Below are 25,894 nucleotides of genomic sequence, written 5' to 3' on the forward strand. Positions count from 1 at the left end.
CGCGCCCTGCGGTCCATGTCCACTGTCCGGCCCGTTGACGGTCCGTGAAGCCGCGCGGGGTAACGGCGCCGCACCGGGCTGTCAACGCCGCAACGTGGGCGGCGGCGCTTGGCGCTGGACTCGGGCGCCGGAATGTGGTCTACGGCGCCTCCCCTGCCGGGCGCGTGAGGCATCGCGCCCGGCTATGCCCGTTTGCGCCCTCCGGCATGGGCCGGTGCGGCCCCGGGCTGAGACAGCCACAGGGAGATCCCATGCCGCTGTATGAGACCGTGCTCATCGCACGCAACGACCTGACGCAGGCGCAGGTCGAGGCCATCGCCGACCAGGTCACCGCGACCGTCACCGAAGCCGGCGGCGAGGTGAAGAAGCGGGAATACTGGGGCCTGCGCGGCCTCGCCTACCGCATCAAGAAGAACCGCAAGGGGCACTACATGCTCCTCGGCCTGGACTGCCCGGCCGCCGCCGAGCAGGAGGCCGCGCGCCAGCTCGGCCTGAACGAGGACGTGCTGCGCCACATGACGATCCGCGTCGAGGCGATCGACGCCGAGGCGCCGTCCGCCATCCTGGCCAAGCGCGGCGACGACCGTGAGCGCGACCGCGGCTTCCGCGGCCCCCGCCCGGCGGCCGGCCGCTTCTCGTCGGGCCGCCGCGAGCGGAACGACGACCGCGAGGAGTACCGCGCCCGTTCGCGCGACGATTCCGACAACGCCGGCGGCGAGGAGTAATCCATCATGTCCGACACCAACACCGACGTGAACATCGCCGCCCGCCGCCCCGCCGTGGGCGCCCGCCGGCCGTTCTACCGCCGCCGCAAGTCCTGCCCCTTCTCCGGCCCGAACGCGCCGAAGATCGACTACAAGGACGTGCGCCTGCTTTCCCGCTTCCTGAGCGAGCGCGGCAAGATCGTCCCTTCCCGGATCACCGCCGTGTCGGGGAAGAAGCAGCGCGAGCTGGCCAACGCCATCAAGCGCGCCCGCTTCCTGGCCCTGCTGCCCTACGTCATCAACGACTGACGGCAGCGGACGGGACGACGGACAAAGGAACGGATCGGCGCCGTGGCCATGGGCACCCTTGGGGGCAATCCCCGGACCGGGCTGTTCGACGATCCCCGCCTCCTGGCGGGGGCGGCGGGCGGGCTCGTCTCGGCCTTCGCGGCGCTGTGGGCCTTCCACGGCCTGCCGCTCGGCATGGGGCTGTTCTGGCTCTCGCCGCTGCCGCTGTTCCTGGCGGGCCTCGGCTTCGGCCGGGCCGCCATGGGCATCGCGGTCGTGGTGGGCGCCCTGGGGCTGCTGCTGGTGACGCCGGGCCTGCTGCCGGTGCTGCTCTGGCTCGGCGTGTATGGCGTGCCGGCCCTGCTCCTGCTGGGCAGCGGCCTGCAGGCCGGGCCGCGCATCGACCTGACGCTGCCGCTGGTGCTGCTCGGCCTCTGGCCGGCGCTGCTGACGCTGCTGGCGGCCCTGCTCGCGGGCGCGGAGGGCGGCCTCGAGGCCGCGCTGCGCAACGCCGTGCAGATCGGGCTGACGCGCATGGGCGCCGAGGCGCCGGAGGCGGTGGTGGACCAGATCGTCCGCCTGAAGGCGGCGGCGCTGGCCCTCTGGATCGGCCTGGCGCTGCTGGCCAACGCCGCCGGCGCGCAGGGCTTCCTGCAGCGCCGCGGCCTGGCCCTGGCGCCGGCGCCGAACTGGCGCGCCGCGCGGCTGCCGCGCTGGTACCCGGCCCTGCCCGCCCTGGCGGCGGTGGCCTGGATGCTGGCCGGCAGCGGCGCGGAGCTGCTGCCGCTGTCGCTGTGCCTGGTGATGTCCGTGCCGCTGCTGCTGCAGGGGCTGGCCGTCATGCACACGCGCCTGGCGCGCTTCAGCGCCCGGCTGCCGCTGCTGATCCTGTTCTACGTCCTGCTTCTCGTCTTCAGCCTGCCGGGCGCCCTGATCCTTGTGGCGCTCGGCCTCCTCGAACAGTACGGGCGCCGCAACCCGCCCGCCAACATGTGAGATCGGGGCTACACCGATGATCGAAGTCATCCTGATGCAGCGGGTCGACAAGCTCGGCCAGATGGGCGAGCTGGTGAAGGTCCGCCCTGGCTACGCCCGCAACTTCCTGCTCCCCAAGGGCAAGGCCATCCGCGCCAACAAGGACAACCTCGCCCGCTTCGAGCGCGAGCGCGTCCAGCTGGAGGCGCAGAACCTGAAGCGCCGCGAGGAGGCCGAGCGCATCGCCGAGCGGATGGACGGCCTCACCGTCGTCATCATCCGCCAGGCGGGCGAGTCGGGCGGCCTGTACGGCTCCGTGTCCGGCCGCGACATCGCGGACGCGGCCAAGGAAGCCGGCCTGACCATCTCCCGCAGCCAGGTGCTGCTGGAGCAGCCGATCAAGACGCTGGGCATGACCAACGTCCGCGTCGAGCTGCACCCGGAGGTGTTCCTGCCGCTGGCCGTCAACGTCGCCCGCTCGGTCGAGGAAGCCGAGAAGCAGGCGCGCGGCGAGGATCTGCGCGCCGAGCAGCAGGCCGAGGAGGAGAGCCTGGAGGCCGAGCTGGCCGCCGAGCTGTCCGAGCTGGGCGCCGCGAGCGAGGACTGACCCGCGCGGCCCGGCCGCCCGGCCGGCCTGCGGACACCGGAAAGGGCGCCCCCTCGCGGGCGCCCTTTCTGCGTTCCGCCCCTTCCGCCGCCCCGCTCCCGCCTGCTTGACTGGACAGTTCCCGCCGGCCCGCCCGACCATTTCGCCCCTGGCGTTGATGGGAGCTCGGGCGATGCCGTTCGATCGCATTCTGTCCCGCATGGTCCGCTGCGGGACCCTGACAGTCCGCTACCCGGATGGCCGGGTGCGGCTCTACCGCGGCCCCGACCGCAGCCCGGACAGCTCCTCCGGCACCCGCGCCGCCCCCGCCGCCGGCATCCACATCCGCAGCTGGCGCGCCCTGCGCCGCCTGATGCTCAACCCCGCCCTCGGCTTCGGCGAGGCCTACATGGATGGCGAGATCGCGCCGCTGAACTGCTCGCTCTACGAGCTGACGGACCTGCTGGCGCTGAACATGATGGCGCGCGCCTATCCGGCCGAGCGGCTGATGGAGAACCTGCGCTGGCTGCGCCGGCACATCGACCAGCTCAACCCGGCCGGGCGGGCGCGCCGCAACGTGGCGCACCACTACGACCTCAATGGCCGCCTCTACGCCCTGTTCCTGGACCGGGACCGGCAATATTCCTGCGCCTACTTCCCCACCGGCCAGGAAACGCTGGAGGAGGCGCAGCTCGCCAAGAAGCGGCACATCGCCGCCAAGCTGATGCTGGACCGGCCGGGGCTGGAGGTGCTCGACATCGGCTGCGGCTGGGGCGGCATGGCGCTGCACCTGGCGCGCGAGCACGGCGCGCGCGTCACCGGCATCACCCTTTCCGCCGAGCAGCTGGAGGTGGCGCGCGCCCGCGCCGCCGAGGCGGGCCTGGCCGACCGCGTCCGCTTCGAGCTGATGGACTACCGCGACTGGACCCGGCCGGTGGACCGCATCGTCTCGGTCGGCATGTTCGAGCATGTGGGCATCGGCCATTACCGCCGCTTCTTCCGCACGCTGCGCGGCGCGCTGCGGGAGGACGGGGTGGCGCTGGTCCACGCTATCGGCCGCAGCGACGGGCCGGGCAGCACCAATCCCTGGATCGCCAGGTACATCTTCCCCGGCGGCTACGCCCCCGCCCTGTCGGAGGTGCTGCCGGCGGTGGAGAAGGCCGGGCTCTGGGTGACCGACATCGAGATCCTGCGGCTGCACTACGCGCAGACCCTGGCCCATTGGCGCCGCCGCTTCGCCGCCAACCGCGACGCCATCCAGAGCCTCTATGACGAACGCTTCTGCCGCATGTTCGAGTTCTACCTGACCGGATCGGAGCTGGCCTTCCGCCGCCTGGGCCACATGAACTGGCAGCTCCAGCTCACCCGGTCGGTGGACACCCTGCCGCTGACCCGCGACTACATGGCGGAAGCGGGCGCGCCGGCGCTGGCGCGCCAGGGCGGCGGGGCCGGCCCGCAGGCGGGCCAGATCGACTCGCCCGTCAGCCTGCGCCGCAGGCGCTGAGGGAGACCGGAGCCAGGGCGGCCGGCGGGCGCCCTTTTGCCCGCGCCCCCGCCGCGCCGTGTCCTGCCGGTTACAGCAGCGCATCATCCCCGCTATCCACAGGCCGGGCCTCGCACAGCCCGGGCGGGAGGGGCTAGATTGCCGGCATGAACAGCGTACCCCCGCCCGGCGAAGCACTGCTCGGCCTTTCGCAGCGCCTCCCTCCTTCAAACCTCGAGGCGGAGCAGGCGCTGCTCGGCGCGCTGCTGGCCAACAACAAGGCCTATGAGCGCGTTTCTGAGTTCCTGGCGCAGGAGCACTTCGCCGATGCCCTGCATGGCCGCATCTACGCCGCCATCCAGCGCCGCATCGAGGCCGGGCAGCTGGCCGACGCCGTCACGCTGCGCGCCGAGTTCGAGCATTCCGGCCTGCTCGACGAGGTGGGCGGCGCCGCCTACCTGGCCAAGCTGCTGTCCGCCATGGTCGGCATCATCAATGCCGGCGAATACGGCAAGGTCATCCACGATTGCTGGCTGCGCCGGCAGCTGATCGACCTCGGCGAGATGGTGGTGAACCGCGCCTTTGGCGCGGAGGCCGAGCTGGAGGCGCGCGAGCAGCTGGAAGCCGCCGAGCAGGCGCTGTTCGACCTCGCCAAGGATGGCGGCTCGGAGGGCGGCTTCGTCACCTTCGGCCGGGCGCTGACCGATGCGGTGACCCTGGCCGAGCGGGCCTTCACCAGCGGCGGCGGCGTGTCCGGCCTGCCTTCCGGCCTGCGCGACCTCGATGCCAAGACCGGCGGCCTGCACCCGTCCGACCTCGTGATCCTCGCCGGCCGCCCCGGCATGGGCAAGACGGCGCTGGCCACCAAGATCGCCTTCGGCGCCGCCAAGGCCGTGCTGCGCGAGGCGGAGGACGAGCACGGGCCGGGCGCCGTGCCCAAGGGCGGCTGCGCCATCTTCTCGCTGGAAATGAGTGCCGACCAGCTCGCCACCCGCCTGCTTTCCGAGGAAAGCCGCGTCTCGGGCGACCGCATCCGCCGCGGCGAGATCCAGCAGCGCGACTTCGACCGCTTCGTCGAGGTGAGCCGCGAGCTGGCCCGCCTGCCGCTGTTCATCGACGACACGCCGGCCATCACCATCTCGGCCATGCGCACCCGCTGCCGGCGCCTCAAGCGCACCCGCGGCCTCAGCCTGATCGTGGTCGACTACCTCCAGCTGATGCGCCCCGCCGCCGGCTCCCGCCCCGAGAACCGGGTGCAGGAGATCAGCCAGATCACCCAGGGGCTGAAGGCCATCGCCAAGGAGCTGGCAGTGCCGGTCATCGCCCTGTCCCAGCTGTCCCGCCAGGTGGAGAACCGCGAGGACAAGCGCCCGCAGCTTTCCGACCTGCGCGAATCCGGCTCGATCGAGCAGGATGCCGACATGGTGATGTTCGTCTACCGCGACGACTACTACCTGAAGATGCAGGAGCCGAAGCAGACCAACTTCGACAACCCGGAGAAATACGAGGCGGCCCTGGCCAGCTGGAAGGACCGCATGGAGAAGGCCTACAACCGCGCCGACCTGATCGTCGCCAAGCAGCGCCACGGCCCCACCGGCACCATCCCGCTCTTCTTCGAGGCGGAATTCACCCGCTTCGGGGATCTCGACATCGTCCATGGGGATATGCATGGCGGCAGCGATTACTGAGAGGGAGGCTCCCGCCGCCGCACTGCGGCGCGGCGCGGCCGATTTCGCGGGCGAGCTGCTGGTCGATCTCGGTGCCATCGCCGCCAACTGGCGCGACCTCGCCGCGCGGCACCCATCCGGCCCCGTGGCGGGCGTGGTGAAGGCCGATGGCTACGGCCTCGGCGCCGCGCCCGTGGCGCGGGCGCTGGCCGCTGCCGGCTGCCGCCACTTCTTCGTCGCGCAGTTTTCCGAGGCGCTGGCGCTGCGCGAGGCGCTTGGCCACGGCCCGATGGTCGCCGTGCTGGGCGGCTTCCCCCCCGGCGCGGATGCGGGGGCAGGGCTCACGCCGGTGCTGAACGCGCCGGAGGACGTGGCGGCCGCCCGCGCCGCCGACCTCCGGGGCGCCATCCTGCACGCCGACACGGGCATGGAGCGGCTTGGGCTCACCGCTGCGGAGCTGCGCGCGGCGGGCGACCTGTCCGGCCTCGGCCTGCGCTACGTCATGACCCACCTGGCCTGCGCCGACGAGCCGGCCCACCCGCTGAACGCCGCCCAGGCCACGCGCTTCGCCGCCCTCCGCGCCGCCCTGCCGGGCGTGCCGGGCAGCTTCGCCAATTCGGCCGGCATGTTCCTCGGCCCCGATTTCGCCTCCGACCTCGCCCGCCCCGGCTGCGCCCTCTACGGCATCAACCCGACGCCGGGCCGGCCCAACCCGATGCGGCAGGTGCTGCGCCTCGCCGTGCCCATCCTCCAGATCCGCGACGTGGCCCCCGGCACCACGGTGGGCTACGGCGCCAGCTGGACCGCGCCGCGCCAAAGCCGCATCGCCACCATTGCGGCGGGCTATGCCGATGGCTATTTGCGGAGCCTGTCCAGCCGGGGCATCGGCATTCTCGCCGGGCGCCCTGTGCCGCTGGTGGGCCGGGTATCCATGGATCTCATCACCCTCGACGTGACGGACGTGCCGGAAGCCAGGGTGGGGGACCGCGTGGAGATGATCGGCCCGGAGCAGACGCCCGACGCCGTGGCGGCGCTGGCCGGCACCATCGGCTACGAGATCCTCACCTCCCTCGGCGCCCGCTACCGGCGGCGCCACCTCGAACCCGGCCGGCCTCCCGGCATGGCGGCATGAAGCGGCGCCTCTGATTTGAACCTGATCCTGAACTTCCTGGCCACCATCGGCCGTGGCGTGCTCGGCGCCTGCCGCATCATCGGCGCGGTGGTGCTGTTCGCGCTGGAGGGCGTCTCGCACATCCTCCGGCCGCCCTTCTATCCGCGGCTGGTGGGCCGCGCCTTTGTCGAGATCGCCTATTTCTCCCTGCCGGTGGTGGCGCTGACGGCGGTGTTCACCGGCATGGTGCTGGCGCTGCAATCCCATTCCGGCTTCTCCCGCTTCGGCGCGGAGAGCGCCATCGCCAACGTGGTCGTGCTGTCCATCACGCGGGAGCTGGGGCCGGTGCTGGCCGGGCTGATGGTGGCGGGCCGCATCGGCGCCGCCTTCGCCGCCGAGATCGGCACCATGCGTGTCACCGACCAGATCGACGCGCTGACCACCCTCTCCACCAACCCGATGAAGTACCTGGTGGCGCCGCGCCTGCTGGCCGGCACCGTCGCCATGCCGCTGCTGGTGGTGATCGCCGACATCCTGGGCGTCATGGGCGGCTGGCTGGTGGGCACGGCGCAGCTCGGCTTCACCTCCGCCTCCTACCTCACCTCCACGCTGAACTTCCTGCAGCCCATGGATGTCATCTCCGGCCTGGTGAAGGCGGCGGTGTTCGGCTTCGTCATCACCCTGATGGGCTGCTACAGCGGCTACACCAGCCGCGGCGGCGCGCAGGGCGTGGGGGCCGCCACCACGACGGCGGTGGTGTCCTCCTCCATCCTCATCCTGGCGCTGGACTATGTCCTGACGGCGATGTTCTTCGGCCTATGAGCAGCACCCCGAAAATCCGCCTGCGCGGCCTTTCCAAGCGCTTCGGCGCCAAGACGGTGCTGGACGGCGTCGATCTCGACGTGGCGGCCGGCCATGGGCTGGTGATCCTGGGCGGCTCCGGCTCCGGCAAGTCGGTCACCATCAAGTGCATCCTCGGCCTGATCCAGCCCGATGCCGGCAGCATCGAGATCGACGGCCGCGACATCCTCGCCATGCCGCGCCGCGAGCGCGAGGCGCTGAACGACCGCATCGGCATGCTGTTCCAGAACGGCGCGCTGTTCGACAGCCTGCCCGTCTGGGAGAATGTCTGCTTCAAGCTGCTGGCGCAGAAGCGCATCACCCGCGCCCGCGCGCGCGACAAGGCGGCGGAGGTGCTGGCCCAGGTGGGCCTCGCCGCCAGCGTGGGCGACCTTTCGCCCTCCGAGCTGTCGGGCGGCATGCAGAAGCGCGTGGGCCTGGCCCGCGCCATTGCCGCCGAGCCGGAGATCATCTTCTTCGACGAACCCACCACCGGGCTCGATCCCATCATGGGCGCGGTGATCGACGGGCTGATCGTCGATTGCGTCAAGCGCCTCGGCGCCACGGCGGTCTCCATCACCCACGACATGGCCAGCGCCCGCCGCATCGGCGACAGCGCGGCGATGATCCACAAGGGCCGCATCGTCTGGACCGGCCCCGCCTCCACCCTCGGCCACAGCGGCAACGCCATGGTGGACCAGTTCGCCAATGGCTCGCGCGAGGGGCCCATCACCATGGAGCTGCGCCGGTAGCGCAAGGGTAGCGGCGGGGCGGGGCCACGCCCCCTCCCCTTCGTTCCCGTTTTGCCCCATATAGGGCGCATGGCCAAACCCACCGCCCGTTTCGTCTGCCAGAGCTGCGGCGCCGTCGCGCCCAAGTGGCAGGGCCGCTGCGACGCCTGCGGCGAATGGAACACCCTGACCGAGGAGGTGGCGGAGATCCGCGCCCCCGGCCCCGCGGGCAAGGCGGCCGGCGGGCGCCGGGTGGAGTTCGTCAGCCTCAAGGGCCGCGCCGCGCCGCCGCCCCGCACCGAAAGCGGCATGGCCGAGCTGGACCGTGTGCTGGGCGGCGGCTTCGTGCCGGGCTCGGTGGTGCTGGTGGGAGGCGACCCCGGCATCGGCAAGTCCACCATCCTGCTCCAGGCGGCGGCGCGCATCGCCAGTGCCGGCCGGCGCGTCCTCTACATCTCGGGCGAGGAGGCGATCGACCAGGTGCGGCTGCGGGCGCTCCGCCTCGGCCTCTCGGAAAGCCCGCTCGGCCTCGCGGCCTCCACCAGCCTGCGCGACATCGCGGCCAGCCTGGAGGAGGAGAAGGAGGCGACGCTGGTCATCATCGACTCGATCCAGACGGTGTGGCTGGACAGCCTCGATTCCGCCCCCGGCACGGTGAGCCAGGTGCGCGCCTGCGCCGCCGAGCTGACGCGGCTGGCCAAGACGCGCGGCTTCGCCGTGGTGCTGGTGGGGCACGTCACCAAGGAGGGGACGCTCGCCGGCCCGCGGGTGCTGGAGCACATGGTGGACGCCACCCTCTACTTCGAGGGCGACCGCGGCCACCAGTTCCGCATCCTGCGCGCGGTGAAGAACCGCTTCGGCGCGACCGACGAGATCGGCGTCTTCGAGATGACCGACCGGGGGCTGGTGGAGGTGGCCAACCCCTCCGCCCTCTTCCTGGCCGAGCGGCGCGGCAACATCTCCGGCAGCGCCGTCTTCGCCGGCATGGAGGGGACGCGGCCGGTGCTGGTCGAGATCCAGGCGCTGCTCTCGCCCTCCGCCTCGGGCGGCTCGCCGCGCCGGCAGGTGGTGGGGTGGGATTCGGGGCGGCTGGCCATGCTGATGGCGGTGCTGGAATCCCGCTGCCGCGTCAGCCTCGGCCAGAACGACGTCTACCTGAACATCGCGGGCGGGCTCCGCATCAACGAGCCGGCGGCCGACCTCGCCGTGGCCGCCGCCCTGGTCTCGGCCGCCACCGACCGGCCGACCGACCCCGGCTCGGTGTTCTTCGGCGAGGTGGGGCTCTCGGGCGAGGTGCGGCAGGTGTCGCAGACCGACCTGCGCCTGCGGGAGGCCGCCAAGCTCGGCTTCTCCGCCGCGATGCTGCCGCGCCGGGTGGCGCGCGGCGGCCGCGCGGCGGCGGCGCATGACGGGCTGCGCCTGTCCGAGATCGGCCACCTGGTCGACCTGGTGGCGCCGCTCGCCGCCGCCCCGCCGGCCCGCAAGGAAAAGGACAGGGACAAGGAGCGGAAGGAGAAGCCGGCCGCGGAATGAGCGCCGCCCCGCGCGTCCGTTGCGTGACTCCCGCCCGGTGCTTGGCTATACGCTGCCCCCGATGACCTGGGTGGACGGCATTGTCCTCGCGGTGCTCGCCCTTTCGGCGCTCATCGCCTTCTTTCGCGGCCTGGTGCGCGAGGTGCTGGGCGTCGGCGCCTGGGTCGGCGCCGCCCTGTTCGCCATCGCCATCCTGCCAGGGCTGCGGCCGCTGGCCACCGCCTCCATCCAGCCCGCCTGGCTGGCGGAGCTGATCGCCATCGGCGCCGCCTTCCTGCTGGCCCTGGTGGTGCTCAAGCTGCTCATCGCCTGGTTCGCCAACCGCGTGCGGAACTCGGTTGTCGGGGGTCTGGACCGCGCTCTCGGCATGGTGTTCGGCCTCGCGCGGGGTGCTTTCCTGGTGGTCCTCGCCTATATCGTGGGCGGGCTTTTCCTTCCCTCCGTGGAGCGCTGGCCGGAGCCGGTGCGGGAGGCACGGACCCTGCCCGTGGTGGCGGATGCGTCCGACCTGCTTGTCGCGCAGCTTCCGCCGGAGTATCGCCCGCGACTTCCCGACCTGCCGCAGCGCAGCATGCCCAGCATGGACGAGCTGCTGCGACCCCCGGCCAGAGGCCGGACCTGAGTGTCCCGGCCCGATGCCGGACCTGAGCACGCCGGCCTGGAGCCGGTAACGAGGATGCCGATGCAGCCCCTGCCCTCCACCAACCCCTGGGATGACGACGACGGCTTCCATGAGGAATGCGGCGTCTTCGGTGTCTGGAACGCGACCGACGCGGCGGCGCTGACGGCCCTCGGCCTGCACGCCCTCCAGCACCGGGGCCAGGAGGCGTCCGGCATCGTCACCCTGTCCGAGAAGGGCGGCTTCCACGCCCATCGCGGCCTCGGCCTGGTGGGGGACATCTTCGGCGACGCCAAGGTGATGGCCGGCCTCAAGGGGCGTTGCGCGGTGGGCCACAACCGCTACGCCACCACCGGCGAGACGGCGCTGCGCAACGTGCAGCCGCTCTTCGCCGATTTTGAGTTCGGCGGGCTGGCGGTGGCCCATAACGGCAACCTGACCAACGCCTCCACGCTGAAGCGCGCGCTTGTCCGCCGCGGCTGCCTGTTCCAGAGCACCACCGATTCGGAGGTGTTCGTCCACCTCATCGCCATCAGCCTCTACGCCAATGTGGTGGACCGGCTGATCGACGCGCTGAAGCAGGTGCAGGGCGCCTACTCCCTTGTCGCGCTGCATGACGGCGCGCTGATCGGCGCGCGCGACCCGATGGGCGTGCGGCCGCTGGTGCTGGGCCGCCTCGGCGCGGCCGAGGGCGGCGCCTATGTGCTGGCCAGCGAGACCTGCGCCCTCGACATCGTCGGCGCCGAGTTCATCCGCGACGTCGAGCCGGGCGAGATCGTCGTCATCGACAACAACGGCCTGCGCAGCATCAAGCCCTTCGGCCGCGGCCAGAGCCGCTTCTGCATCTTCGAGTACATCTACTTCGCCCGCCCCGACTCCGTGATGGAGGGCACGCCCGTCTATGGCACCCGCAAGCGCATCGGCGCGGAGCTGGCGCGGGAGAGCCATGTCGAGGCGGACGTGATCGTGCCGGTGCCGGATTCCGGCGTGCCCGCCGCCATGGGCTACGCGGCCGAGAGCGGCATCCCCTTCGAGCTGGGCATCATCCGCAACCACTATGTCGGGCGCACCTTCATCGAGCCGACCGACCAGATCCGCCATCTCGGCGTGAAGCTGAAGCACAGCGCCAACCGGCCGACGATCGAGGGCAAGCGCGTCATCCTGGTGGACGACTCGATCGTGCGCGGCACCACCTCGAAGAAGATCGTCGAGATGGTGCGGCAGGCCGGCGCCCGCGAGGTGCACATGCGCATCTCCTCGCCGCCGACGACGCATTCCTGCTTCTACGGCATCGACACGCCGGAGCGGGAGAAGCTGCTGGCCGCGAAGCACGACGTGGAGGAGATGGCGCGCATCATCGGCGCCGACAGCCTGGCCTTCATCTCGCTCGACGGCCTCTACCGCGCCCTCGGCCATGCCAAGCGCGACGCCGGCAACCCCGGCTACTGCGATGCCTGCTTCACCGGCGACTACGCCATCCCGCTGACCGACCTGGAAGGCCATCCGGAGCGCGTGCCCGTGCTGCTGGCGGCGAACGGCCAGTGAGCGGAGGCATGACGGGCATGACGGCCCCCGCCGCCGGTTCTTCCGGCGCGTCTTCCGCCGGGGCGGCCACGGCGCCGAAGCCGCTGGCCGGGCAGGTCGCCCTCGTCACCGGCGCCAGCCGGGGCATCGGCGCCGCGCTGGCGCTGGAGCTGGCCGGGCGCGGCGCGCATTGCGTGCTGGTGGCCCGCACCCAGGGCGGCCTCGAGGAAACGGACGACGCCATCCGCGCCATCGGCGGCACCGCCACGCTGCTGCCCTTCAACCTGACCAAGGACGCCGACAAGATCGACGCCTTCGGCCCCTCGCTGATCGAGCGCTTCGGCCGGCTGGACATCCTGGTCCACAATGCCGGCACGCTGGGCAGCCTGACGCCCGTGGCGCACATCCAGCCGCGCGACTGGACGGAGCTGGTGGGCGTCAACCTCACCGCCACCTGGCGCCTGATCCGCACCTGCGACCCGCCGCTGCGCGCGGCGCCGGCGGGCCGCGCCGTGTTCGTCACCACCGGGCGGGTGCAGCGCCCGAAGCCCTATTGGGGCCCCTATGGCGCCACCAAGGCCGGCATGGAGCACCTGGTGCGGAGCTGGGCCATGGAGGTGGAGGGCGGCAACCTCCGGGTGAACCTGTTCGACCCCGACGTGGTGGCCACCAAGCTGCGCGCCCAGGCGATGCCGGGCGAGGACCCCGCCACCATCGCCCAGCCTGCCGATGTCGCCCCCGCCCTGGCCGATCTCTGCATGCCCGCCGAGTCGCGGCATGGCGAGACCGTTCTTTTCCGTGGCAGGGCCGAATGATGCTTGACGCCGCTCTCGCGGCGGCGTGATGATGCCGGCCATGTCCGCCCCGATCATCATCAAGCGCATTACCAAGACGACCGCTCCGGCGGGGCGTCCTCTGGTGGCTGCGCGGATCGCCGCGGCATAAAACACCAGAAGGCCCCGCCGGAGACGGACGGGGCCACAGCCGGACAAGCCGGCGCCCGTCTCTCCCGGCCCACCGGACAGAGACCCCCATGCTGACCCTTCCAGAAACCGTCGAAGCCCAGCCGCACCTGAACGTGGCCGCCAATCCCGTGGTGGCCATCGTCGGCGCCACCGGCGCGGTCGGCGTCGAGCTGCTGCGCTGCCTGGAGGCGCGGAACTTCCCGCTTTCCCGGCTGCGCCTGCTGGCCTCCCCCCGCTCCGCCGGCCGCACCATGACCTTCCGCGGCGAGGCGGTGGAGGTCGAGGCGCTGACCGAGGACAGCTTCGAGGGCGTGGGCCTCGCGCTGTTCTCGGCCGGCTCCGGCGTCTCCAAGCGCTACGCCGCCGCCGCCGTGAAGGCCGGCGCCGTGGTGGTGGACAATTCCTCCGCCTTCCGCATGGACCCCGACGTGCCGCTGGTGGTGCCCGAGGTGAACGGCGCGGCCATCGCCCGCCACCGCGGCATCATCGCCAACCCCAACTGCGTGGCGGCCATCGCCACCGTGGCGCTGGCGCCGCTGCACCGGGCGCACCCCATCCGCCGCCTGCACGCCGCCACCTACCAGGCAGCCTCCGGCGCCGGCGCCGCCGCCATGGAGGAGCTGCGCGAGTCCACCGCCGCCTATCTGCGGGGCGAACGCTTCGAGCCCCGGGTCCTCCCCCACCCCTACGCCTTCAACCTGTTCAGCCACAATGCCGAGATGGACCCGGAGACGGGCTATAACGGGGAGGAGACCAAGGTCGTCGCCGAAACCCGGCGCATCATGGGCACGCCGGAGCTGCCGGTCGGCATCACCTGCATCCGCGTGCCGGTGCTTCGCGCCCATGCCCTGGCGCTGACGGTGGAGTTCGGCGAGGCGGTGCCCGTCGAGGAGGCGCGCGCCCTGCTGGCCGCCGCGCCCGGCGTGAAGCTGGTGGATGACCGCGCCCGCAACCACTTCCCCATGCCGAGCGACGCCACCGGCCAGGACGACGTGCTGGTCGGCCGCATCCGTCCCGACAGCGGCGACCCCTCCGGCCGCTCGCTGTGCCTCTTCGTGGTGGGCGACCAGCTGCTGAAGGGTGCCGCGCTGAACGCCGTGCAGATCGCCGAGGCGCTGCTGCCGCGCTGAGGCGGCCGGCGGGGGGGGAGGGAGCCTCTCCCCTTGCCCGCCCCGCCGCCTCAGGCCTCGGGCGGGATCTCGGGGATGGAGGGGGGGATGCGGGTGACGAGGAGCTGGTTGATGCGGAAGCCCTCCACATCCACCACCTCGAAGGTGAAGCCCGCCACCTCCACCTTGTCCGCCTTGCGCGGCACGCGGCGCAGCCGGTGCATCACGAAGCCGCCCGCCGTGTGGTAGGGCCCCTCCAACGGCAGCGCCTCGGTGTTCAGCGCCACCGCCACGTCGGCCAGCGGAGCGACGCCGTCCACCAGCCAGGAATCCGTGTCGCGCTTCAGGATGGCGCGCTCCTCGAAGGGGTCGGCCAGCCCGCCCACCAGCGCCGCCAGCACGTCCTTGTAGGTGACGAGCCCGACCACCACGGCATATTCGCTGACGACCAGGGCGAAGCCCGCCTTCTGCGCCTCGAACTGCGCCAGCACCTCCCACAGGTCCAGCGTCTCGGGCACGGAGGGCACGTCCCGCCGCATCGGGCCCGGGGCGGCGGCGCCGGGCTTCAGGGCGTCCGGCTTCAGCGCCTCGGGCTTCAGCGCGCCCACGCCGGCCTGCAACACCTCGGCCAGCACGTCCTCGACGCGGGCATAGCCCACCACATGGTCCAGCCCGCCATCGCAGACCGGGTAGCGGGAATAGGGCTGGCGCCGCACCTTGTCGCGCCAGCTTTCCGGCGTTTCCCGCAGATCGAGGAAGACGATCTCGTCGCGCGGGGTCATGGCGGAGGTCACGGTGCGCTCGCGCAGCGCCAGCACATTCTCGATCAGCCTGTGCTCGGCGGCGTCCAGCGCGCCCGACTCGGCGCCGGCGGCCAGGGTGGCGCGCAGCTCCTCCGGCGTCACCGTCTCATGCGCCACCGCGGTGGGCAGGCCGAGCAGGCGCATCAGCCCGTCCGCCATCCGCGAGAACAGCCACACCAGCGGCCGGAACAGCCGCACCGCCAGGGCGGGGAACCAGCTGGTGAGCACGGCGACGCGCTCGGGCTGCATCATCGCCACGCGCTTCGGCACCAGGTCCGAGAACAGCACGAAAAAGGCGGTGACGGTGACAAAGGACACCACCGAGGCCACGCCCGTGGACCATTCCCCGGCGCCGTTCCGCTCCAGCCAGGGCGCCAGCACGGGCGTCAACGCCCCCTCGCCCAGCACGCCGCCCAGCACGCCAAGGGCGTTGACCGCGATCTGCAGCGCGGTGACGACCGGCCCCGGGTCGCGCCGCAATGCCAGGAAGGTGGCGGCGCGGGCTTCTCCCCCTTCGGCCAGCAGGCGCATCCGCGTCTCCCGCGCGGCCGCGAAGGCGATCTCCGCGAGCGAGATGAGCGCGCCCACCCCGCTGAGCAGGAGGATCAGCAGAAGGGCGAGCAGGATGTCCACGGGAAGGGGCCTTCGGATGGGGCACGGTCGGTGGCAGAGCAGATAGCACAGGCCCACCGGCTTTTCTGCCGCAGCCGCGTGACAACGGGCCAGGCGGCGGGGAAGCCCCCGGCGCCGGGCCGCCCCTTCTCACGGCCCGCAGCCTGTCCCCGCCACCCCGGAAGGCGCCGGCGGCTATTCCTCGGCGAAGGGGTTCTTGCCGCCGCGCCCGTGCAGGCGGATCGGCACGCCCGGCATGTCGAAGGCCTCGCGGAAGCTGTTGACGAGGTAGCGCCGGTAATCCTCCGGCAGGTCCTCGGCGCGCGGCCCGAACACGGCGATCGTCGGCGGCCGTGCCTTGGGCATGGTGGCGTAGCGCAGCTTGATGCGCCGGCCATCCACCAGCGGCGGGCTGTGCCGCGCCAAGGCGGCCTCGAACCAGCGGTTCAGCTCGCCCGTGGGCACGCGGCGGTTCCAGCGCTCCATGGTCTCGCGCACCGCCGGCATCAGGCGGTTGACGTTCTTGCCCGTCATGGCCGAGAGGGTGACCACGCTGATGCCCTTGAGCTGCGCCAGCGAGGCCGCCAGCACGTCGTCCAGCGCGCGGCGGGCGGCGGTGCGGTCCTCCACCGCGTCCCACTTGTTGAGCGCGATGACCACGGCGCGGCCCTCGCGCTCGGCCAGGCGGGCGATGCGCAGGTCCTGCTCGTCCATCCCGAGCAGGGCGTCGAGCACCAGCACCGCCACCTCCGCCTCCTTCAGCGCGGCGATGGTGGAGCCCACCGACATCTGCTCCAGGTTCTCGATGATGCGGGCCTTCTTGCGCATGCCGGCGGTGTCCACCAGCCGCACCTTGCCGCCCGTCTCGTCGATCCATTCCACCGCCACGGCGTCGCGCGTCAGGCCCGGCTCGGGGCCGGTGATCATGCGCTCCTCGCCCAGCAGGGCGTTCAGCAGGGTGGACTTGCCGGCGTTGGGGCGGCCGACGATGGCCAGCCGCAGCGGCCGGTCGCGGTCCCGCAGGCCGGGCTCGTCCTCCTCGGGCAGCATGGGAAGGGCCGTGCTGTAGAGGTCGGCGATACCCTCGCCATGCTCGGCCGAGATGGCGACGGGATCGCCGAGCCCCAGCTCATAGGCCTCGTAGGCGGCCAGGCCGCCGCCACGCCCCTCGGTCTTGTTGGCCACCAGCAGCACGGGCGCGGGCTGGCGGCGCAGCCAGGCGGCGAAGGCGCGGTCGGAAGGGGTGATGCCGGCGCGGGCGTCGATGACGAACAGCACGAGGTCGGCCTGGCGCACGGCCACCTCGGAGCTGGCGCGCATGCGGCCCGCCACGGTGTCGGGCGGCGCCTCCTCCAGCCCCGCCGTGTCCAGCAGCAGCACGGGCCGGCCGCCGATGCGCGCCTCGACCTCCTTGCGGTCGCGGGTGACGCCCGGCGTGTCGTCCACGATGGCGATCCTGCGGCCGGCCAGACGGTTGAACAGCGTGGACTTGCCCACATTGGGGCGGCCGATGATGGCGATACGGGGGAGCATGATGCCGCCGCTTTAGAGCAGATCGCGCGCGCGCGAAACCATGTTGCGGCGCATGCCCGCCCCCTCGCGGACGGGGCCCGGGGAAACGCCGCTCCCCCGGGCCGTGGCCTCAGCCGCCGCGATAGGCGGCGAGCGTGCCGTCGTCGGTCAGCAGCACCAGGGTCTGCTGCGCCACGGCGCCCGGCAGCAGCGTGCCGCCCGGCAGGCGCAGCCGCCCCGCCACCTGCCCTTCCGCCGGATCGACCAGCAGGGCCTCGCCGCCGCTGCCGGGCAGGATGAGCTGCCCGCCGGCCAGGATGGGCGTCGCGAAATAGACCGCGTCCTGCTTCTTCTGGCCCGGCACGGGCGCGTTCAGCTCGTTGATCCAGCGGACACGGCCATCCTCGCGCCCCAGGGCCAGAAGCTCGCCATTGGCGCCCACCAGGAACAGCCAGTCCCCGGCGGCCACGGGACTGGCTGTGCCGCCCACCTCGCGCTCCCACAGCCGGCGGCCGGAGCGCAGGTCCACCGCCATCGAGGTGCCGCCCATGCCCATGGCATAGACCCGCCCCTGGTGGATCACCGGCAGGCCGCGCACGCCCGAGATGTCGCCCAGGCCCCGCAGGCCCTGGCCGGCCAGGCTCTCGGTCCAGAGCACCCGGCCATCCTCGGGCCGCAGCGCCACCAGCTCGCCCGAGGGGAAGCCGGCGACGACGAACTCGCCCTCCACCGCCGGCGCCGGCAGGCCGAGCGGCACCGCCGTGGTCGGCTGCGCCCGGTACGCCCAGAGCCGCTTGCCGTTCTCGGCCGCGTAGCCCAGGAGCTGGTTCTCGATGGTGGGCACGAAGATGCGGCCGCCAGCCACGGCGGGGGCGCCGCGACTCGGCGCGGGCAGCCTCTCCCGCCAGCGCACGGCGCCCGTGGCCGGGTCCAGCGCCAGCAGCTCCGCCATGCCGGTGGCGACATAGAGCGTGCCGTCGGCATAGGCGCAGCCCGCGCCCACCGCGCCCGTGCTGTCATCCTCGGGGCGCGTGTCGAAGCGCCAGCGGCGGCCGCCCGAGCCGAGGTCGAAGGCCGAGACGACGCCATAGGCATCGGCCGCGAACACCGTGTTCTGGGCGATGACGGGCCCCGCGGTGATGCGCCGGCGGTAGGAGCTGCCCGTGCCCACCGAGGCGCGCCACGCCTCGGCCAGGCGCGGCCCCACGGCGTTGTGGCCGGCATCGTGGGCGGCGCCGCCGCCGGGCTGCGGCCATTCGGCGCGCGCCTCGGGCGGGGGGAGCGTCACGGGGCGGCTGGCGATGCCGGCATCGGCCGCCAGCTCCCGCTGCGCCGCCAGCACGGGCTGGCGCTCTCCCGGCAGGGGCGGCTTGGTGTCGCCGAAGATGCCATCCAGCACGCCGCAGCCGCCCAGCAGGCCGGCGCCGCCCAGCAGCGTGGCGCGCCGTGTCCAGATCTTCCTGTCCCGCATCATCCCCCCAATCCCGCCGCGAGGCGGCCGGCGCGGTCGCGCAGGCCGCGTGGCGCGGTCACATCGGCCGCCAGGGCCTCCAGGTCGCGCCGGGCCTCGGCGGTCTCGCCCCGCCGGATGGCCAGCAGCGCCCGCAGCTCGCGCGCCGAGGCGCGCCAGGGACTGCCCGCCGCCTGGCTTCCCGCCGCCTGGCTTCCCGCCGCCTGGCTTCCCGCCGCCTGGCTTCCCGCCTGGGCCAGCGGGTCCAGCCGGGCGGCGAGCAGCGCCGGGTCCTGGCTGTCCATGCCGTGCAGCGCCCACATCAGGCTGGCGAGGTCGCGGTAGAGCTGCGGCGTGCCGCCATCGGAGGCCACCCGGTCCCACATCGCCAGGGCGGCGGCGCGGTCCCCCGTCTCGGCCTTCAGCGCGGCGGCGCGCAGCAGGGAGAGGGTGCGGTAGCCGGCCGGGCTGTCATTGGCGAGCGCGGCGAAGCGGTCGCCCACCGCCTTCAGGTCGGCGCCCGGCGCCTCGGCGGCGCGGTGCGCTTCCAGGAAGGTCAGGGCCGCCTGGCTGTTCTGCCGCTGCTCGTACCACTGCCAGCCCTGCCAGCCGCCGAGGCCGGCCAGAACCAGCAGCGCCACGCCGGCCAGCATGCCGCCATATCGCATACCCAGCTGCCGGGCCCGTTCGGCCCGCAGCTCCTCCTGCACTTCGTCGAAGATATCCGGCAAGGTCCGGCCTCTGTAAAAAGTGGCGCGGACCATAGCGGCCGCGGCGCGCCACGTTAAGCCTTTGGCGGCACTCCTTTGGCGGCGGGGGCCGGGCGCCCCCGCCGCGGCCTCAGCCGTGGAAGCTGACGGGCCGGCCCTCCGGGGCGCCCTGCACGCTGTCCTCGCGCATCGCCACATGGCCGCGCAGCACCGTCATCACCGGCCAGCCGGTGACGCGCTGGCCGGCGAAGGGCGTCCAGCCGCAGGGCGAGACGATCCAGCTTTCCTCGATGGTGCGGGCGCGCTTCATGTCCACCACCGTGAAGTCGGCGTCGTAGCCCGCGGCCAGGCGGCCCTTGCCCACGGCGCCGTAGACGCGGGCGGGGCCGGCGGCCATCAGGTCCACCAGCCGGCCGAGCGAGAGGCGGCCGGCGTTCACATGGTCCAGCATCAGCGGCACCAGGGTCTGCACCCCGGTCAGGCCGGCGGCGGTGGCCGGCCAGGGGCGCTCCTTGGCGGCGCGGCTGTGCGGCGCGTGGTCGGAGCCGATGCAGTCCACCGTGCCGTCGCGCACCGCCGCCCAGGCCGCCTCCTTGTGGCGGGCGTCGCGGATCGGCGGGTTCATCACCGCGTAGCCGCCGAGGCGGTCATAGGCCTCGTCCGTCTGGCTGAGGTGGTTGACCAGCACCTCCACCGTGGCGACGTCGCGGAAATCCTTCAGGTATCCCAGTTCCTCGGCGGTGGAGACGTGCAGGATGTGCGCCGGGCGGCCGGTCTCGCGCGCCAGCGCCATCAGCCGGCGGGTGCCCAGGAAGGCGCATTCCACGTCGCGCCACTCGGCGTGCAGCCGGTGCGGGCCGCCCGCGGCATAGAGCGGCTTGCGCTCCTGCAGCCGGTACTCGTCCTCCGAATGGTAGGCGATGCGGCGGCGGCCGGAGCGCATCACCCGCTCCAGGCTCGCATCGTCCTCCACCATCAGGTCGCCCGTGGAGGAGCCGGCGAACACCTTGATGGCGCACACATCCTCATTGGCCTCGAGCGCCGCCAGCGCGCCGATGTTGGAGCGCGCGGCGCCGACATAGAAGCCGATGTCGCACCAGGCGCGGCCCTTCACATAGGCCCGCTTGGCCTCCAGCGCCGCCTGGCCGGTGATGGGCGGGCTGGTGTTGGGCATGTCGAACACCGCCGTGAGGCCGCCGAGGATGGCGGCCCTGGTGCCGGTCTCGATGGTCTCCACCGCCGCGTCCCCCGGGTCGCGCAGGTGCACATGCGGGTCGATCAGGCCGGGCAGGACGTGCAGGCCCTTGCAGTCCACCACCTCCGCGGCCGCGGCCATGCGCAGGTCGCCGATCGCCGCGACGCGGCCGGCGCGCACGCCGACATCGACCTCCTCCTCGCCCCAGGGGAGCACGCAGCGTCCGCCGCGCAGGATGAGGTCGTAGCTGGTCATGCGGAGCATTCCTTGTCAGGTGGGGGCCGAACCTGGCCCCCTCTGTAGGCCGATCCGGGCGCGGGGGCGACCCCCGGGCGCGGCTCTGCTATCCGCTTCCCCGCACAAGGGGAGACACGCCATGACCGGAACCGGATTCTCCGAGGCGCTGCGCCGCGCCTGCGCCGAGGACTGGAACGCCGCCATCCGCCACCGCTTCGTCGATGCCATGCTGGCGGGCACGGCCGAGCCGGCGCGGATGCGGGCCTACCTGGTGCAGGACTACCAGTTCATCGACCGCTTCGTGGCGCTGCTCGGCGCCGCCATCGCCAGCGCCGACAGCTATGCCTCCCGCCTGCGCCTTTCGGGCTTCCTGGCGATGATCGTGAGCGACGAGAACACCTACTTCCAGCGGGCCTTCGACGCGCTCGGCGTGCCGGAAGCGGAGCGCGCCGCGCCTGCGCTGAGCGAGACCACCCGCGCCTTCCAGGCGCTGATGCGGGAAGCGGCGGAAAGCCGCTCCTACGCGCAGGCGCTGTCCGTGCTGGTGGTGGCGGAATGGCTGTACCTGAGCTGGGCCACCCGCCGCAGCGGTCCCCTGCCGCCGGACTTCGTGCATGCCGAGTGGATCACCCTGCACGACAACGACTTCTTCCGCGGCTTCGTCGGCTGGCTGCGGGCGGAGCTGGACCGGGTGGGGCCGGCGGAGGAGGCCGCCTGCGCCGCGCTGTTCCGGCGGGCGGTCCGGCTTGAGCGGCGGTTCTTCGACGACCTTTACGCCTGAGCGGAGGAAGCCGCCCCTCAGCGGGCGGCGAGATACTCGAAGGTGTCGCCCTGCGGCATCACGCCCTCCACATGGCGGCGGTGCCACAGCGCGTAGAACAGCAGGTGCCAGGCGGCGAAGCCCTCGCGCTTGCCGGCGGCGGCCTTGAACAGCGCCACCACCTTCTCCGGCCGGGCGATCTCCATCACGCCGGGCTGCGCCGCCACCAGGGGCCCCAGCCGCTCGGCCCGCGCGCCGATCCAGGCCCCCACCGGCACGGTGAAGCCCTGCTTCGGCCGGTGCGGCTCGGAGGCGGGGAAGTTGCGCGCCAGCCATTCGCGCAGCAGCCACTTGCCGGCGCCCTTGCGCACCTTGAGCCCGTCCGGCAGGCGGAACACCGCCTCGGCCATGGCGGTGTCGAGAAAGGGGGTGCGCCCCTCCACCCCATGCGCCATCAGGCAGCGGTCGAGCTTGATCAGCAGGTCGTTGGGCAGCCAGTCGGCGACATCCAGCGCCTGGGCGGCCATCAGCCGGGTGCGGCCGGGCAGCGCCACGGCGGCCTCTGCGGCGGCGATGCCGTCGCGCCAGCCGGTCGGCGCCTCGCGCAGCACGTCCAGCCGGTCGAAGGCGCCACGGGTGCGGGGCGCCTTGCCGCCCAGCCACCAGGGGCGCATGGCGGCGCGGTAGCGGCCATAGCCGCCCAGCAGCTCGTCCCCCCCCTCGCCGGACAGCACCACCTTCACCTCCTGCCGCGCCCGCCGCGCCAGGAACCAGGTGGGGATGATGGCATAGTCGGCGGCGGGGTCGTCCATGCCGGCCACGATCTCGGGCAGGTGGCGCCACACATCGGCCTCGCCCACCGTCACCGTCTCGTGCCGGGCGCCGGCGGCACGCGCCAGGGCGGCGGCGCGCTCCCGCTCGTCGGCCGCGCCCCCCTTCTGCGAATCGGGCACGTCGAAGCCGGCGGTGAAGGCACGCACCGGCGCCTCGTTCAGCCGCGCCATCATCGCCAGCACCGCGGCGCTGTCCGTGCCGCCGGAAAGGAACATGCCATAGGGCACGTCGCTCCTCTGGTGCAGCTCGACGCTGGAGCGGAAGGCGACGTCGAAGCGGACCAGCGCCTCGGCCTCGGTGACGGGAGCCGGCCCGCCCTCGGGCAGGGCGGCGCGGCGGCGGCGCTCCAGCACCCGCCCTTCCGCGATGGCGATGGTCTCGCCCGGCAGAACGCGGTGGATGCCCTCGAAGATGGTCTCGGCGCCGGTGGTGAACTGCATCTGCAGCAGCTCGGCCCGCGCCTCGGGGCGCAGCCGCGGCGCCACGAGCCCGGCGCCGATCAGCGCCTGCGGCTCGGAGGCGAAGGCGATGCCGCCCGGCAGCTCGGCGGTGTAGAGCGGCTTGATGCCGAAGGGGTCGCGCGCCAGCACCACCTGCCGCGTGGCGCGGTCGTGCACCGCCAGGGCGTACATGCCGCGCAGCCGCTCCGCGAAGGCCAGCCCGTCGCGCCGGAACAGGTGCAGCGGCGGCTCGCAGTCGCTGCCCGTGGCGCAGGCGAGCTGGTTCTCGGTGCGCAGCTCCCGGTAGTTGTACACCTCGCCATTGCCCACAAGCGCGGCGGGGCCGGCGAACAGCGGCTGGTCGCCCCCCGCCAGGTCGATGATGGCCAGCCGGGTGTGCGCCAGCGCCACATTGGCCGCCACATGGTGCCCCGCGCCATCGGGGCCGCGATGCGCCAGCGCGTCGGTCAGGCGCTGCAGCAGCGCCGCGTCCGGCACGGCGCGGCCATGCAGCGACAGGCCGGCGATTCCGCACATGGCCTAGCCTTCCCCGCCGCGCGAGGTGGCGGCGAAGGCTGGGAGCAGCGGGAAGGAGGCCGCCCGTCGGGGCCGGAGCACTGGCCCTGGCCGCCCCGGGCGGGGCTGGATCTGCGGCAGCATCGGGGCCATGCGCATGGATTTCTCAGGACTACCAAGCGGCTCGGCGGGGTTCCTGTCAAGGCACGACAAGGCGGGGGCCATCCTTGCCACCCTCGGGGCCGCATGGTTCTTTCCCGCGCCCTGCTTGCCGCCCCCCATTCCCATCGCCCCCATTCTTGCCGCACCAGCCGGGAGTTGCCCCGCCCATGCCTGCCTCCGACCCGCGCGGCCTGCGCGGCGCCAGCCTGCCGACCGGCCTGATGCTGGCCGCCGCCCCCACGGTGGCGGTGCTGCAGTTCCGCGCCCTGGCGCTGCTCACCGTGCTGGGCTTCCTGGCGGCGGTGGCGCTGCATGCGCGGGAGCACCGGCGCCTCCCCCTCCCCCGGCCCGCCATGCTGGCGCCGGTGCTGCTGCCCCTCGGCTGGCTGCTGGCCAGCGCCGCCTGGGCGCTCGAGCCCGGCCGCGCCGCCACCACCGCCCTCACCCTCGGCCTTTACGTGCTGCTCGGCGCCATGGCGGCGCGGGCGGTGGCGGAGCAGCCGCCGCACCGGCTGCGCGCCGTGCTGCGCTGCCTGGGCTGGGGGCTGGCGGCGGGCATCGCCCTCGCCCTTCTCGACCATGCCAGCGGCCACTGGCTGCGCGCCGCCGTGCGCGGCATGAGCCCGGCCGAGGCGCCGCCCAACCTGCCCTTCGGGCTGAAGCCGGCGGTCTCGGTCATCGCCGTGCTGCTGCCGCTGGCGCTGTGCCTGCCTTCTTCCCCTCCGGCGGTGCTGCCCTCCGTGGTGCGCTGGGCGCTGCTGCCGCTGGGCGTGGCCACCGTGCTGTGGCTGCCGGCGGAATCGGCCAAGATCGCGGTGCTGGCCGGGCTGGCGGCCATGGCGGCGGCCTGGCTGCTGGGCGCCTGGGTGGCGCGCGCCGCGGGCGCCCTGCTGGCGGTGGCGGTGCTGGCGGCGCCGCTGCTGCTCGGTGCCGCCCTGCCCCGCCTGCCGGCGCTGGACGCCCTCCCACCCTCCGCCGCGCACCGCGTGCTGATCTGGGACTTCGTGCTGGAGCGGATCGGCGAGCGCCCGCTGCTGGGCTGGGGCGGCGAGGCCAGCCGCAGCGTGCCGGGCGGGCGCGACACCTTCGGCACCGCCACGCTGGAACGCTTCGGCCTCGGCGGCCCCGTGCCGCGCGCCTGGTTCGAGGGCGTGCGGGCGCAGCGACTGCCGCTGCACCCGCACAACGCGCCGCTGCAGATCTGGCTGGAGCTGGGCGCGGTGGGCGCGCTGCTGGCGGCCGGACTGCTGCTGTGGCTGGGCTGGCGGGGCGCCGCGCTGCACGCCCCGGCCGCCGCCGGGCTGCTGACCTCGGGCGGCGTGGTGGGCATGCTGAGCTACGGGGTGTGGCAGGCCTGGTGGATCGGCGTGCTGCTGCTGCTGGCGGTGGGCCTTGCCGCCCTGGCCCGGCTGCGGGCGGCGCCATGAGGAGCGGCCGCGCATTGGCGCCCGGATCGGGAACGGGGGAGAAAGCATGAGGCTGGCCCAGGTGATGGCGGGCGCCCCGATGGGCGGCGCCGAGAGCTTCTATGAGCGCCTCTGCTGCGCGCTGCATGCGGCGGGGGAGGAGGTGCTGCCCCTGATTCGCGCCAACCCCGCCCGTGCGGCGCGCATCGCGGTGCGGGGGCCGGCGCCGGTGCAGCTCCGCTTCGGCCAGCGCTGGCTGGACCTGCCCACTCATTTCCAGCTCCGCCGTCACCTGCGCGCCTTCCGGCCCCAGGTGGTGGTGGCCTGGATGAACCGCGCCGCCGGCTTCACCCCACGCGGACCCTGGGCGCTGGTGGGCCGCCTCGGCGGCTATTACGACCTGCGCCACTACCGCCATTGCGACCATCTGGTGGGCAACACGCGCGGCCTGTGCCGCTGGATGGTGGAGCAGGGCTGGCCGGAAGCGCGGGTGCACCACCTGCCCAACTTCGCCGACGACATGTTCGGCGTCCTGCCCGCCGAGCTGCCCGCCGGGCTGAACCTGCCCGATGGCGCGCCGCGCCTGCTGGCGCTGGGCCGGCTGCACGCCAACAAGGCGTTCGACACGCTGCTCCGCGCCCTGCCCCTGGTGCCCGGCGCCGTGCTGCTGCTGGCCGGCGAAGGGCCGGAGCGCGCGGCGCTCACCCGCCTCGCCGCCGAGCTTGGCGTGGCGGAGCGGGTGCGCTTCCTCGGCTGGCGGCAGGACACGGCGGCGCTGCTGGCCGCCTGCGACGTGATGGTCTGCCCGTCCCGCCACGAGCCGCTGGGCAATGTGGTGCTGGAAGGCTGGAGCGCCGCCCGCCCCGTGGTGGCCGCCGATGCCGCCGGCCCCGCCGAGCTGATCCGCCATGGCGAGACCGGCCTGCTGGTGCCGCGCGACGCGCCCGAGGCGCTGGGCCGGGCGCTGGCGGAACTTCTGGCGGCGCCCGAGCGCCGTGCCGCCCTGGCCGCGGCGGGGCGCGCCGCCTATGAGGCGAGCTTCTCCGAGGCGGCGGTGGTGGCGCAATGGCGGGACTTCATGCGCCAGGTGGCACCCGGCACGACATCGGGCGGAGGCTGAGC

At 73.3% G+C, this 25,894-nt stretch carries 23 protein-coding genes; 17 read left to right on the plus strand and 6 right to left on the minus strand.

The window, feature by feature from the left end:
* The first annotated feature begins 251 nt into the window (after positions 1-251).
* The 14 genes from rpsF to CR162_RS06150 all read left to right on the plus strand — a co-directional run bounded on the left by rpsF (position 252) and on the right by CR162_RS06150 (position 14,156).
* A complete protein-coding gene (gene rpsF, locus CR162_RS06085) occupies positions 252-725 on the plus strand; it encodes a 30S ribosomal protein S6 (RefSeq protein ID WP_099094640.1) in 474 nt (157 codons plus the stop codon).
* Positions 726-731: 6 nt separating this feature from the next.
* A complete protein-coding gene (gene rpsR, locus CR162_RS06090) occupies positions 732-1,013 on the plus strand; it encodes a 30S ribosomal protein S18 (protein WP_007003584.1) in 282 nt (93 codons plus the stop codon).
* Positions 1,014-1,061: 48 nt separating this feature from the next.
* On the plus strand, positions 1,062-1,988 hold the full coding sequence (locus CR162_RS06095) for a DUF2232 domain-containing protein (protein WP_099094641.1): 927 nt from the start codon (positions 1,062-1,064) through the stop codon (positions 1,986-1,988).
* A gap of 16 nt (positions 1,989-2,004) precedes the next feature.
* Positions 2,005-2,574, plus strand: coding sequence for a 50S ribosomal protein L9 (gene rplI / locus CR162_RS06100; protein WP_099094642.1), 570 nt, complete (start codon positions 2,005-2,007; stop codon positions 2,572-2,574).
* 172 nt (positions 2,575-2,746) lie between these two features.
* Positions 2,747-4,057 carry an SAM-dependent methyltransferase gene (locus CR162_RS06105; RefSeq protein WP_099094643.1) on the plus strand — a complete coding sequence of 437 codons (1,311 nt, stop codon included), beginning with the start codon at positions 2,747-2,749 and terminating at the stop codon, positions 4,055-4,057.
* A 146-nt stretch (positions 4,058-4,203) separates the two neighbouring features.
* A complete protein-coding gene (locus CR162_RS06110; protein ID WP_099094644.1) occupies positions 4,204-5,724 on the plus strand; it encodes a replicative DNA helicase in 1,521 nt (506 codons plus the stop codon).
* Positions 5,705-6,835 (plus strand): alanine racemase, encoded by a 1,131-nt coding sequence (gene alr / locus CR162_RS06115; protein ID WP_245870150.1) that lies wholly within the window; start codon positions 5,705-5,707, stop codon positions 6,833-6,835. Before CR162_RS06110 ends, alr begins: the two co-directional genes overlap by 20 nt.
* 15 nt (positions 6,836-6,850) lie before the next feature.
* Positions 6,851-7,636 carry an MlaE family ABC transporter permease gene (locus tag CR162_RS06120; protein WP_099094646.1) on the plus strand — a complete coding sequence of 262 codons (786 nt, stop codon included), beginning with the start codon at positions 6,851-6,853 and terminating at the stop codon, positions 7,634-7,636.
* Positions 7,633-8,406 (plus strand): ABC transporter ATP-binding protein, encoded by a 774-nt coding sequence (locus CR162_RS06125; protein WP_099094647.1) that lies wholly within the window; start codon positions 7,633-7,635, stop codon positions 8,404-8,406. The genes CR162_RS06120 and CR162_RS06125 overlap by 4 nt, the downstream gene beginning before the upstream one ends.
* Before the next feature lie 69 nt (positions 8,407-8,475).
* Complete coding sequence (radA, locus tag CR162_RS06130) at positions 8,476-9,918, plus strand: DNA repair protein RadA (protein ID WP_099094648.1); 1,443 nt, start codon at positions 8,476-8,478, stop codon at positions 9,916-9,918.
* Positions 9,919-9,955: 37 nt separating this feature from the next.
* Entirely contained in the window at positions 9,956-10,540 is a 585-nt protein-coding gene (locus CR162_RS06135) for a CvpA family protein (RefSeq protein WP_245870151.1), read from the plus strand.
* Between the two features lie 54 nt (positions 10,541-10,594).
* Positions 10,595-12,082, plus strand: a complete 1,488-nt coding sequence (purF, locus tag CR162_RS06140) for an amidophosphoribosyltransferase (protein WP_176559746.1) — start codon at positions 10,595-10,597, stop codon at positions 12,080-12,082.
* A 17-nt stretch (positions 12,083-12,099) separates the two neighbouring features.
* Positions 12,100-12,876 (plus strand): SDR family NAD(P)-dependent oxidoreductase, encoded by a 777-nt coding sequence (locus tag CR162_RS06145; protein ID WP_099094650.1) that lies wholly within the window; start codon positions 12,100-12,102, stop codon positions 12,874-12,876.
* A gap of 218 nt (positions 12,877-13,094) precedes the next feature.
* The gene (locus CR162_RS06150) at positions 13,095-14,156 is read left to right on the plus strand and encodes an aspartate-semialdehyde dehydrogenase (protein ID WP_099094651.1); all 1,062 of its coding nucleotides are present in this window, start codon (positions 13,095-13,097) and stop codon (positions 14,154-14,156) included.
* Between the two features lie 50 nt (positions 14,157-14,206).
* Here the strand turns inward: CR162_RS06150 and CR162_RS06155 are convergent, their stop codons facing one another.
* The 5 genes from CR162_RS06155 to CR162_RS06175 all read right to left on the minus strand — a co-directional run bounded on the left by CR162_RS06155 (position 14,207) and on the right by CR162_RS06175 (position 20,672).
* Complete coding sequence (locus tag CR162_RS06155) at positions 14,207-15,571, minus strand: hemolysin family protein (RefSeq protein ID WP_099094652.1); 1,365 nt, start codon at positions 15,569-15,571, stop codon at positions 14,207-14,209.
* A 174-nt stretch (positions 15,572-15,745) separates the two neighbouring features.
* A complete protein-coding gene (der, locus tag CR162_RS06160) occupies positions 15,746-17,083 on the minus strand; it encodes a ribosome biogenesis GTPase Der (RefSeq protein ID WP_099094653.1) in 1,338 nt (445 codons plus the stop codon).
* A gap of 109 nt (positions 17,084-17,192) precedes the next feature.
* Positions 17,193-18,536: an outer membrane protein assembly factor BamB family protein gene (locus CR162_RS06165; protein ID WP_245870152.1), complete on the minus strand. Its 1,344-nt coding sequence runs from the start codon at positions 18,534-18,536 to the stop codon at positions 17,193-17,195.
* Positions 18,533-19,243, minus strand: coding sequence for a tetratricopeptide repeat protein (locus tag CR162_RS06170; RefSeq protein ID WP_099094654.1), 711 nt, complete (start codon positions 19,241-19,243; stop codon positions 18,533-18,535). Before CR162_RS06170 ends, CR162_RS06165 begins: the two co-directional genes overlap by 4 nt.
* 109 nt (positions 19,244-19,352) lie before the next feature.
* The gene (locus tag CR162_RS06175) at positions 19,353-20,672 is read right to left on the minus strand and encodes a dihydroorotase (RefSeq protein WP_099094655.1); all 1,320 of its coding nucleotides are present in this window, start codon (positions 20,670-20,672) and stop codon (positions 19,353-19,355) included.
* A gap of 121 nt (positions 20,673-20,793) precedes the next feature.
* Here CR162_RS06175 and CR162_RS06180 point away from each other — a divergent pair, with 121 nt between their 5' ends.
* Positions 20,794-21,435 carry a TenA family protein gene (locus tag CR162_RS06180; RefSeq protein ID WP_099094656.1) on the plus strand — a complete coding sequence of 214 codons (642 nt, stop codon included), beginning with the start codon at positions 20,794-20,796 and terminating at the stop codon, positions 21,433-21,435.
* A gap of 17 nt (positions 21,436-21,452) precedes the next feature.
* Here CR162_RS06180 and asnB read toward each other — a convergent pair whose 3' ends face one another.
* Complete coding sequence (asnB, locus tag CR162_RS06185) at positions 21,453-23,225, minus strand: asparagine synthase (glutamine-hydrolyzing) (RefSeq protein WP_099094657.1); 1,773 nt, start codon at positions 23,223-23,225, stop codon at positions 21,453-21,455.
* 308 nt (positions 23,226-23,533) lie between these two features.
* Between asnB and CR162_RS06190 the strand changes: the two genes are divergently transcribed.
* Positions 23,534-24,793 (plus strand): O-antigen ligase family protein, encoded by a 1,260-nt coding sequence (locus CR162_RS06190; RefSeq protein ID WP_099094658.1) that lies wholly within the window; start codon positions 23,534-23,536, stop codon positions 24,791-24,793.
* Between the two features lie 46 nt (positions 24,794-24,839).
* Positions 24,840-25,892, plus strand: a complete 1,053-nt coding sequence (locus tag CR162_RS06195; protein WP_099094698.1) for a glycosyltransferase — start codon at positions 24,840-24,842, stop codon at positions 25,890-25,892.
* Positions 25,893-25,894: the final 2 nt, after the last annotated feature.

It is taken from the genome of Teichococcus rhizosphaerae, from assembly GCF_002631185.1.
Classification (GTDB): domain Bacteria; phylum Pseudomonadota; class Alphaproteobacteria; order Acetobacterales; family Acetobacteraceae; genus Pseudoroseomonas; species Pseudoroseomonas rhizosphaerae.